The organism is Mesorhizobium sp. WSM4806 (genome assembly GCF_055811635.1).
This window is the reverse complement of the sequence record NZ_JBVVQZ010000006.1, coordinates 205,185-215,039: the sequence shown is the minus strand read 5'-3', so window position 1 is coordinate 215,039 and position 9,855 is coordinate 205,185. Positions and strand designations below refer to the sequence as shown.

At 62.5% G+C, this 9,855-nt stretch carries 9 protein-coding genes; 8 read left to right on the top strand and 1 reads right to left on the bottom strand.

From position 1 onward, the window contains the following. Positions 1-81: 81 nt before the first annotated feature. Positions 82-1,278 carry an ROK family transcriptional regulator gene (locus AC0L2M_RS12070; RefSeq protein ID WP_473534957.1) on the bottom strand — a complete coding sequence of 399 codons (1,197 nt, stop codon included), beginning with the start codon at positions 1,276-1,278 and terminating at the stop codon, positions 82-84. A gap of 139 nt (positions 1,279-1,417) precedes the next feature. On the opposite strand from AC0L2M_RS12070, the gene AC0L2M_RS12065 reads away from it, so the two are divergent. From AC0L2M_RS12065 to AC0L2M_RS12030, 8 genes are all read left to right on the top strand, one after another. Next, on the top strand, positions 1,418-2,683 hold the full coding sequence (locus AC0L2M_RS12065) for an ABC transporter substrate-binding protein (RefSeq protein ID WP_287226346.1): 1,266 nt from the start codon (positions 1,418-1,420) through the stop codon (positions 2,681-2,683). Positions 2,684-2,743: 60 nt separating this feature from the next. Next, complete coding sequence (locus tag AC0L2M_RS12060; RefSeq protein ID WP_128167587.1) at positions 2,744-3,679, top strand: carbohydrate ABC transporter permease; 936 nt, start codon at positions 2,744-2,746, stop codon at positions 3,677-3,679. Continuing rightward, on the top strand, positions 3,672-4,574 hold the full coding sequence (locus AC0L2M_RS12055) for a carbohydrate ABC transporter permease (protein WP_128167586.1): 903 nt from the start codon (positions 3,672-3,674) through the stop codon (positions 4,572-4,574). The genes AC0L2M_RS12060 and AC0L2M_RS12055 overlap by 8 nt, the downstream gene beginning before the upstream one ends. 10 nt (positions 4,575-4,584) lie before the next feature. Beyond that, the gene (locus tag AC0L2M_RS12050; protein WP_473534956.1) at positions 4,585-5,682 is read left to right on the top strand and encodes an ABC transporter ATP-binding protein; all 1,098 of its coding nucleotides are present in this window, start codon (positions 4,585-4,587) and stop codon (positions 5,680-5,682) included. A 49-nt stretch (positions 5,683-5,731) separates the two neighbouring features. Further along, entirely contained in the window at positions 5,732-6,460 is a 729-nt protein-coding gene (locus tag AC0L2M_RS12045; RefSeq protein ID WP_473534955.1) for an SDR family NAD(P)-dependent oxidoreductase, read from the top strand. A gap of 38 nt (positions 6,461-6,498) precedes the next feature. Beyond that, positions 6,499-7,500 (top strand): sugar phosphate isomerase/epimerase family protein, encoded by a 1,002-nt coding sequence (locus tag AC0L2M_RS12040; RefSeq protein WP_473534954.1) that lies wholly within the window; start codon positions 6,499-6,501, stop codon positions 7,498-7,500. Beyond that, on the top strand, positions 7,497-8,309 hold the full coding sequence (locus tag AC0L2M_RS12035) for an SDR family NAD(P)-dependent oxidoreductase (RefSeq protein ID WP_473534953.1): 813 nt from the start codon (positions 7,497-7,499) through the stop codon (positions 8,307-8,309). The genes AC0L2M_RS12040 and AC0L2M_RS12035 overlap by 4 nt, the downstream gene beginning before the upstream one ends. Before the next feature lie 346 nt (positions 8,310-8,655). Continuing rightward, on the top strand, positions 8,656-9,843 hold the full coding sequence (locus AC0L2M_RS12030; protein ID WP_473534952.1) for a magnesium transporter: 1,188 nt from the start codon (positions 8,656-8,658) through the stop codon (positions 9,841-9,843). Positions 9,844-9,855: the final 12 nt, after the last annotated feature.

Below are 9,855 nucleotides of genomic sequence, written 5' to 3'. Positions count from 1 at the left end.
GTCGGTTCGCGCCGGTTCATACACCTTTCTAAGTACGTACGGGGCGGTAGATGTCAAAGCGCCGCTCGGCGCAAAGCTGGCTCATTGCAGCCGGCTGTTGTGGCGCAGCACCAGGCCAACTGCGCCGAGCAAGGCATCGTTCTGCGTGTGCTTGCCAACGATTATCCGCGTGCGCAGGGCTGGCGCGATATCGCGGGACTTGATGAGCGTGTGGCGTTCATATGACGCGATCAGCGGTGCCAGGAGAATATCGCCTGCCAAAGCCATGCGGCCACCGATGATGATGAGCGGCGGATTGATCACCGAGCCGATCAGACCAAGGCCACGACCGGCGAAGTCCGCGGTGTCCTCGATCATCCGCAGCGCCCCGACGTCGCCCTGTTCAGCCATCATGATCACCTCGTCCATCGTCACCGGCCGCCGCACGATGCGCGAAATCTGCTCGAGCGGCCGGGCAAAACTCGCATAAAGCTCCAGGCATCCGCGATTGCCGCACCGGCAAAGATCACCGCCTGGATCGATGCTGATATGCCCGAATTCGCCGGCGCCGCCGGCGATGCCCGTGACCAGCCGGCCATGCTGGACTATGGCCCCGCCGACGCCGAGATCGATCTTGAACAGCACGAAATCGTCTTGGCCAACGGCCGCGCCCCACATCAGCTCGGCAATGGCCGAGCAGTTGCTCTCGTTGTCGGCGAAAATCGGCTGTTCGAGAACCGGCCCGAACACATCGCGGATGTTGACCCCAGCCCAGGTCAAAACAATACTCGCACGCTGCACCACGCCTTCGCGGCTGACAGGGCCCGAGACGGAAACCCCAACCCCAAGGAGCCCCGCCATCGGCAGACCGTTCTCTTCGTAGCATTGGGCAATTGCTGACTTGGCGAGCTCGGCCGCCTGTTGTGGCTGGTAGTCCAGGCCCATGGCGATAGTTTGTTCGGCAATGACAGAATGCGAGACGTCGGCGATGAGGCAACGCATCTCATCGAGGCCTAGGTGAATGCCGACGCAGGTGCCCGCAGCGGGATTGAGCGTCAAGGTCGCGGCAGGCCTGCCAATGCCCCTGGCGCCGTCATGGTGGGCCGAGGATTCAATCACCATCCCGGACTTTCTCAAGCCATTGAGCGCGGTTGAAACTGTCGACCGCGCCAAACCGGTGATGTGCGCGATTTGCGAGGCAGAAAGCACGCCGCGCTCACGCAGGCATCGCACGATCAGGCTCTCCGGTGATGCGGAGGGCTTGTCGATCAGCCAATTTCTAAGCGAAGGTTTGTTCATGGTGAGCACAAAGGACGTTGACTGATAGCTCAAATATGTCATCTTGGAAAGAACGGAGATGCTGCATCTCCCTCTGCGACGAACTCCAATTGCGTCACAAGCGGTCGATACGAACCGTACATCACATGGGAGTGAAACGATGGAATACCTGAGGACGGCCGTTGCGGCCGCTACGGCGTACACCCTTGTTGCGGGAGCCGCGTTCGCAGAGCCCAAGACCAACCTGTTGCATCAATGGGCGACCGGATCGGACGCCCAAGCCATTGCCAAGCTCGGCGAGATGTTCACCGCCAAGGGTGGCACCTGGCAGCAGACCTCCATCGCGGGCCACACGGCCAACACGCTGGCGAAACTGCGCGCCGACGTGATCGCCGGCAATGCACCGCCGGCGGTGCAGCTCAAGGGACCCGAGATCGCCGAATGGAACGAGACCGGCATGACAGCCAATCTCGACGAACTGGCGACGACGGAAAATTGGGAGAAGGTCGTCGCTCCCGAATTGCTGCCGGTGATGAAGCCGACCGGCAGTTGGGTGGCGGCGCCGATGAACATCCATCGCATCAACTGGCTGTGGGCATCGCCGAAGGTCATGCAGGAAGCAGGCGTCGCCGAGGTGCCGAAGACCTGGGCGGACTTCAACGCCGCCTGCGACAAGGTCGTGGCATCGGGCAAAATCTGCATCTCGCACTCGACCGCCGACTGGACCGATTCGACGGTCTTCGAGGTGGTGGTCTACGGAATGGATCTCGATCTCTTCAAGAAGGCCTTCGTCGAGGGTGACGTCGAGGCGATGCGCAGCGACGGCATGGTCAAGGCCTTCGAACAGTTCCGCACAATGACGACCAAATATATGGACCCCGGCATGAACGGCCGCGACTGGGATAGCATGTCGCATCTGGTCGGCCGCGGCGAGGCCGCCTTCCACATCATGGGCGACTGGACGCTCGGCCTGCTCACGGCCGGCGGCTTCAAGCAGGGCACCGACTATGTCTGCGCCCAGGCGCCGACTGACTGGGGCAAGCCGGGCTTCATCCTGAATTCCGACTCGGTGGTGTTCTTCCAGCAGAAGGATCCGGATTACGTCGAGGGCCAGAAACTGCTCGCCAGCACCATCCTGTCGCCCGAGTTCCAGACGATTTTCAATCAGACCAAGGGCTCGATCCCGGCCCGTCTCGACGTCGATCTTTCGAACGGCTTCAATCCCTGCCAGCAGCTTTCCCAGAAGGACCTGCAGGCGTCGATCGATGGCGGCACGCTTGTCCGTTCGATGGCGCACAACATGACGATCCCGCAGAAGGTGCGCGGCGCGATCATGGATACCGTCACCGAATTCGTGGCGACGCCGGACATGACCGCGCAGGACGCAGCCAGCGCGATGGCCGATGCGGCCGAAGCGCAGATGTGAAGACGCTGCCGATGATGGCTTGTCGCGCGTCGCCCGGCCCCGACTTCGCCGGAGCAGAAGATGTCAACGCGTGACCTGACCGTACCGGTTGCGGCTACCGCAACCCCGTGGCGGCAGCGCCTGGGCACGATGGTGCCCATTCTGGTGCTGGCGCCGTCGCTTGCGGCGAGTTTCATCTACGTCTTCGTCTTCACGCTCTGGACGCTCTATCTCTCGCTCTCCAGTTCGTCGCTGATGCCGACCTATGGGTTAGTCGGTCTGGACAATTACGCTTCGCTCTGGGCGAACCGGCGCTGGAACATCGCCTACACCAACCTCTTTCTGTTCAGCGGCTTCTATATCGTCGGCTCGATGGCCATCGGACTGCTTCTGGCGATCCTGATCGACCAGCGCGTTCGCGGCGAGGCGGTCTGGCGCACGATCTTCCTCTATCCGCTGGCAGTCTCCTTCATCGTCACCGGCACGGTGTGGAGTTGGCTCTATAATCCCGTCGACGGCATCCAGGCCTTCGTGCGGGGGCTCGGCTGGACCGACTTCAGCTTCGCCCTGACGGCCAACCGCAACACCGCAATCTATGCGGTGATCATAACCGGTATCTGGCAGTCGTCCGGCTTCGCAATGGCGCTTTTCCTGGCTGGCCTGCGGTCGGTCGATCCGGATCTCATCAAAGCAGCGCAGATCGACGGTGCGTCGGTTTCCCGCACCTATCGGAAGGTCATCCTGCCGACGATCGCCCCGATTTTTCTGGCGGTGGCGGTCATTCAGATCCAGTTCGCCATCAAGACCTTCGACCTGGTGGCGGCGTTGACGCGGGGTGGGCCAGGTGTGTCGACCACCTTCCCAGCGATCTATGTCTATGACCTGATGTTCCAGCGCGGGCAGATCGGCGAGGGTGCCGCCGCGGCGATGATGATGCTCGCGGCCCTCGCGGTAGTGCTGGTGCCCTATTCCTTGTGGATCGTTTGGCGCAGGCGGGCGGAGGGCCGCAATGGCTGAAATTGTCACCAACGCCCGGCATGATCCCGAAGCGGCCGCGGCTACGCGGCGATATTTCTGGAACCGCTTCCTTGTCTATGCGGTGCTGACGCTTTTCGCGATCATCTACCTTGCACCGCTGCTGGTCGTCGTCTTCAACTCGTTGCGGGAGCAGTCCGACATTGCCCGCAACGGCCTCATCTCGCTGCCGCGCAGCTTCCGCCTCGACGCGTGGGTGCAGGCTTGGGGTACTTATTGCGTCAGCGGCACCTGCGAAGGCATGAAGCGCAATTTCTTCAATTCGCTCTGGATGACGATCCCCGCAACGCTCATTTCCACGCTCCTCGGCGCCATGAACGGCTATGTGCTGTCGAAATGGCGTTTCAAGGGCTCGGAAATTCTGTTCAACCTGATGCTGCTCGGCGTCTTCATGCCCGGCCAGATCTCGCTGATGCCGTGGGCGTTCCTGCTCGGCAAGCTCGGCCTGACCAATTCGACCTACGGGCTGGTCTTGATTCATGTCGTCCAGGGCATTTCGTTCACCACCCTGTTCTGCCGCAACTTCTACGTCAGCATACCCGACGATCTTATCAAGGCGGCACGCATCGACGGCGCCGGCTTCTGGCGGATTTTTCGCAAGATCATCCTGCCGCTGTCGCCGCCGATTTTGATCGTCACCGTCATCTGGCAATTCACCGGCATCTGGAACGAATATCTGTTCGGCGTCGTCTTCACCTCCGGCCAGCAGCAGCCGATTACGGCGGCATTGGTCGCGCTCACTGCCGGCGGCACGACCGCCCGTGCTTACGATGTGATGAGCGCAGCCGTGCTGATCGGCGCGCTGCCGCCGCTGCTGATCTACCTGTTCGGTGGAAAATACTTCGTGCGCGGCCTGACACAGGGCGCCATCAAATGAGGCATCGCCCATGTCCGCGCTGATGATCCGCGACCTTCACAAGAGCTATGGCGGGCTCGAGATTCTGGCCGGCATCAATCTCGAGGCGCGAACCGGGGAGTTCGTCGCCCTCGTCGGCCCGTCGGGCTGCGGCAAATCAACCTTGCTCGCCATGATCGCCGGCCTGGAGACCGTCACCTCGGGCGAGATCTGGATCGGCGACCGGCTGGTGAACTCCGTGCAGCCCAAGGACCGCGACATAGCGATGGTGTTCCAGTCCTACGCCCTCTATCCGACCATGACGGTGCGCCAGAACATCACCTTCGGCATGGAGAGCCGGGGCGTGCCCAAAGCCGAGCAGGCGGAAGCCGTAAAGCGGGTTGCCGCACTCCTGCAGATCGAGCAGCTGCTCAACCGCAAGCCCGGGCAATTGTCGGGTGGCCAGCGGCAGCGCGTTGCGATGGGACGCGCCCTGGTACGCGACCCAAAACTGTTTTTGTTCGACGAGCCGCTGTCCAATCTCGACGCCAAGCTGCGCGTCGACATGCGCACCGAAATCAAGAAGCTTCACCATCGCGTCGGCAAGACGACGGTGTACGTCACTCACGATCAGGTCGAGGCGATGACGCTCGCGTCCCGCATTGCGGTGATGAACCAGGGCTCGGTGCAGCAGTTCGACACGCCGAAGCGGATCTATGACCGGCCGACCAACGTGTTCGTGGCCGGTTTCATGGGATCGCCGGCGATGAATTTCATCCCCGCCCGGCTTACCGGCTCAACCAGCATCGCAGTGCGCGCCGCTGACGGCGGCGACGCTACTCTTGCCCTTGCCGCGCCGCTGCCTGTCGGTGCGCCAAAGGATGTGGTGCTCGGTGTTCGGCCCGAACATATCTACCGTTTCACGGCGGACCTGAAGTCGCGCAAACCTGCTGTCGAGTCCATGCAGGCGCCGGTCGAACTGGTCGAGCCGACCGGCGCCGAGACGCTTGCCGTCCTCAGGCTGGGCGACCTGGAGATCACCGGCCGATTCGAGCCGGATGACGCTCCCGTCATGGGCGAGACGATAACGCTCGGCATCGACATGTCGCGCGCCTGTTTGTTCGATCCAGCAACCAGGGCGCTTCTGTGATCTGATGTCCATGCAATTCGCGACTTACCCGAGCTTGACCGATCGAGTCGTGCTGATCTCCGGCGGCGCCTCCGGGATCGGCGCCGATATGGTCCGCGCCTTTGCTTCGAATGGCGCCCGCGTATGTTTTCTCGATGTGCAGGATGGGCCCGCAGAGGCGCTGGTCCGTGAACTCAGCGGTGCCGGCGGGCGAACTCCCCTGTACCTCCATTGCGATGTGACCGACGTTGATGCGCTGCAGGCTTCGGTAGAAGACGTGCGCGCTAAGCTCGGTCCGGTCGCCGTTCTGGTAAACAACGCTGCCGATGATCAGCGTCAACCCGTTGACGCGGTGACGTCAGAATATTGGGACCGCAGCTTCGACGTCAATCTCCGGCATCACTTCTTCGCCGCGCAGGCGGTGCATCCGCATATGAAAGAACTCGGCTTCGGCTCGATCATAAACTTCTCTTCCATCGCCTGGCGTTTCGGCGCGGACCAGATGGTGGCCTATGCCACCGCCAAGGGGGCTGTGGTGGCGCTGACGCGCGCATTGGCGCGGTCGTTCGGATCCGACAACATCCGCGTCAATGCAGTCGAACCCGGCGCCGTCATCACCGAGCGGCAGCGCCAGTTGTGGTTCAGGACCCAGGATGCGATCGATCAGACGGTGCAGCGGCAATTGATCCGCCGCGTCCTGCTGGGCGAAGAGATTGCGCGGACCGTGCTCTTCCTTGCCGCCGATGACAGCCGCATGATCACCAAGCAGTCCATCGCCGTCGATGCCGGCCTGCGCTGATGATCGCTTCAAAATCATTCAACGGAACTGCCAAACTGATGCTTCGTCTCGGCCTCAACCCATACGGACTGACCTACACTCTCGGCCTGCAGGGGCGCGGTACGCCGCGGCACAATCCGGACGGGACGGGGCTGGAAGGCTTCGTGGCGCTTGCGCAGGAACTGGGCGCACGCACGCTCGAGATCTATGAACCATGGCTGACCGACTTACCGGACGCCGAAATCGTCGAGCTGCGCAGGCGTCTGGCCGCGCTCGACATCGTCCCGGTGGTCAGTGGCGGACTTCTGGTGGCCGGTCCGTTGGACAGCGCGTTTCGGGCGGCGCGCCTGCTCGAGGCGACAACGATCCGTATCGCACTGACCCCCGTCCTGTGCGGCGACCGCAACCTGTGGGGCCCGAAATGGAGCGAGTTCAATGCGACGATCCGCGCTGCGTTGACGGAATGGGGGCCGCGTGCGGCGGCTGAGGGCCGGATGCTCGGCATCGAGAACCATCAGGATTTCGGCAGCGACGAACTGGTCGCGTTCTGCGAGCTCGGCGGCCCCGGTGTCGGCATCACCTATGATACGGGCAACACCTTCCCTGTCGGCGAGGCACCGCTTGCCTTCACGCGGCGCATCGCACCGCACGTCCGCCACGTTCACCTCAAGGATTATCGCGTGCAGTTCACCGATGAAGGCTACCGTCTGGTCCGCTGCGCGATCGGAGACGGCGCCGTGCCTTTCGCCGAACTGGCAGCCATCCTCGCCGAGCACCACGACACGCTGACGGCGGTGCTCGAGCCAGGCGCGCTGGAAGCCCGTCACGTTCGCTGTCTCACCGACGACTGGTGGAACGAGTATGCACCGAAATCCGCGCGCGAGTTCGCCGCCTGCCTGAGTGCGGCGCGCGTAAACCGCCTTGCGGACGACGTCGACTACCGGACGCCATGGGAGCGCGACGATGACGGCGCGCTGGTTTCGTATGAGCTCGACATGATCCGGCGCAGCGCCGCCAACATGAAGAAGTTCGATTTCATTGCAATGGAGAAATCAGCATGACTGCCCGAGAACTCAGCGGCCTGACCGCCTTCGTGACCGGCTCGGGACGCGGCCTTGGTCGCGTCATGGCCGACCGCATGGCCGAACTCGGCGCAAACGTCGCGATCCACGATCTCGATTGGACCCGGCCGTCGCAATATGGCGAATTCGCAGACCTCGGCCAATCCGCCAGGGGTTTGGAAAAGCATGGGACACGGGTAACCGCGGTTACGGGCAACATCGGTGACAGGCAAGCCGTTGCCGAAATGAAGAGGAAGATCGAAGCGGAGCTCGGCGATGTGCACGTTCTGGTCAACTGCGCCGGCGGCGACATCGGCGCCAAGGGGGTAAAGCCCAGTCCCAACAACGCGCTCGACATCGACTATGAAGACATTAAGGTGCTGACCGAGAACAATCTCATCGGCACGATGCTGGTCTGCCAGGCGTTCATTCCGCCCATGGTCAAACGCGGCTCAGGCTCGGTGATCAACATTGCCTCGGCGGCAGCGCATATCGGATGCTCGCCGGAGGTGGTCTACTCCACGCTCAAGGCGGCCGTCGTCCATTATACCCGTTGCCTCGCCAAGGAACTGATCGACGATGGCGTGCGCATCAATGCGGTGAGCCCCGGCGCCACCAAGACGGCACGGTTCCAGGCGAGCCGCGTCGTCGATCCGGAGCGCATGGATTCGAGCAAGAAATCGCTGAACCGCTATGCCGAGCCTGAAGAGATCGCTGAGGCGGTGGCCTTCCTCGCCGGTCCGCGTGCGCGCTTCATCAACGGGCAGGTCATTCGCGTCGATGGCGGTTTCACCATCTTCCCAGGTTGAATCGCGACCGTTCACATGGCGAACTGTTGGGCTGAGCGCACCCCAATGAGCAGGGCCACGACTGCCCATTGCCGACCTTACTTCGTTGATCGGTTGCGACGTGCTCGCAGAGCCAGGAATCGACGGTGAAGTTCGGCAACACGTCAATTCTCTTGGCGACACGCTGGCGTTACAGCCCGCCTGTATGCACCCACGCAATGGCTCAGATTTGTCTGGGTCGGTCTACTTGGCGCCCTGAGAAGGCGAAGATTCCGGATCGAGGCGCTTGGGCTACCGTGCGCCTGGGCAGAGCGAAACGGTCCGGTCTATAAGCTCAGAGGCGCAACATTAGAGGTTGGGGGAACAGATGAGGGAAGAGAACGACATTCAGAAGTTGGTGCGCACGCTGCGTGCTCGAGCCCCTGACGACGCGGCTGAATTGCTAGCCCGAGAGTCTCCCGAGTTCATCCGCGACGCACTAAAGTTGTTACCGGATAGGCACGCCCGGAAGGTGGCGGAGCATTTTCCCTCGCAAAGGAGGCCCATCAAATCTCATACCGACGGCAAGGATCTCGCGATCCCCGAGGCCATCGTTGAGCTGATGGATCCGATCCCCGCCAGCGTTGCTGTCGGGACGACGGTAGCCGCCGCGGTCGAGGCCGTCAGGCGCGCGCAGGTGCCGAGCGAGTTGACTTACCTCTACATCACGGACGAGGGCGATAGACTGGTTGGCCTAGTGGTCTTGCGCGATCTGATGCTGAGCGAGGCCGACGCGACGGTGGATCAGATTATGCTGGCAAGTCCGTTCGCCCTTCACGTCGATATGCCTTTGAGCGAAGCCTGCAAGGCGGCGGTACGCCGTCACTACCCTGTCTATCCCGTGGTGGACGCGGAGAACCGGCTGCTCGGGCAGGTTCGCGGCTGGCGGCTGTTCGAGCAGCAAATCATCGAGATTTCTGCCCAGCCTGGCCAGATGGTGGGTGTGCAGAAGGAGGAGCGTTCTTTCACTCCGCTGTTTTCAGCCTTCTTGAAACGTCATCCGTGGCTGCAGCTCAACCTGCTGACGGCCTTCATAGCCGCTTTCGTGGTCGGCTCGTTCACAGGCACGATCGAGAAGATCGTCGCGTTGGCGGCGTTCCTCCCGGTGTTGGCCGGACAGAGCGGAAACACCGGCTGTCAGGCGCTGGCTATTACGCTGCGTGGCCTCGCCTTAGGGGATGTGGACAAACGACCGAAGCTGCACTTGGTGCTGAGGGAGGGAGCGCTCGGGATCGCCAACGGCTTGCTCGTCGGTCTGGTGGCGGCTGCGGCCATGTGGTTCTACGCTTCACGGCAGCCGGAGTCGGCATCCCAGGCGCCCATGCTGGCGCTTGTGATCCTGCTCGCCATGTCCGGATCGTGCCTCATGTCCGGGATCTCCGGCGTGCTGATCCCGTTGGGCCTGCGGCGGGTCGGCGCCGATCCGGCCGTGGCTTCCGCGATCTTCCTCACGACGGTGACCGATATTGTAGGCATGGGCCTGATGCTGGGACTGGCCACCATGCTCGTGCTGTAGGCACGCTCGACG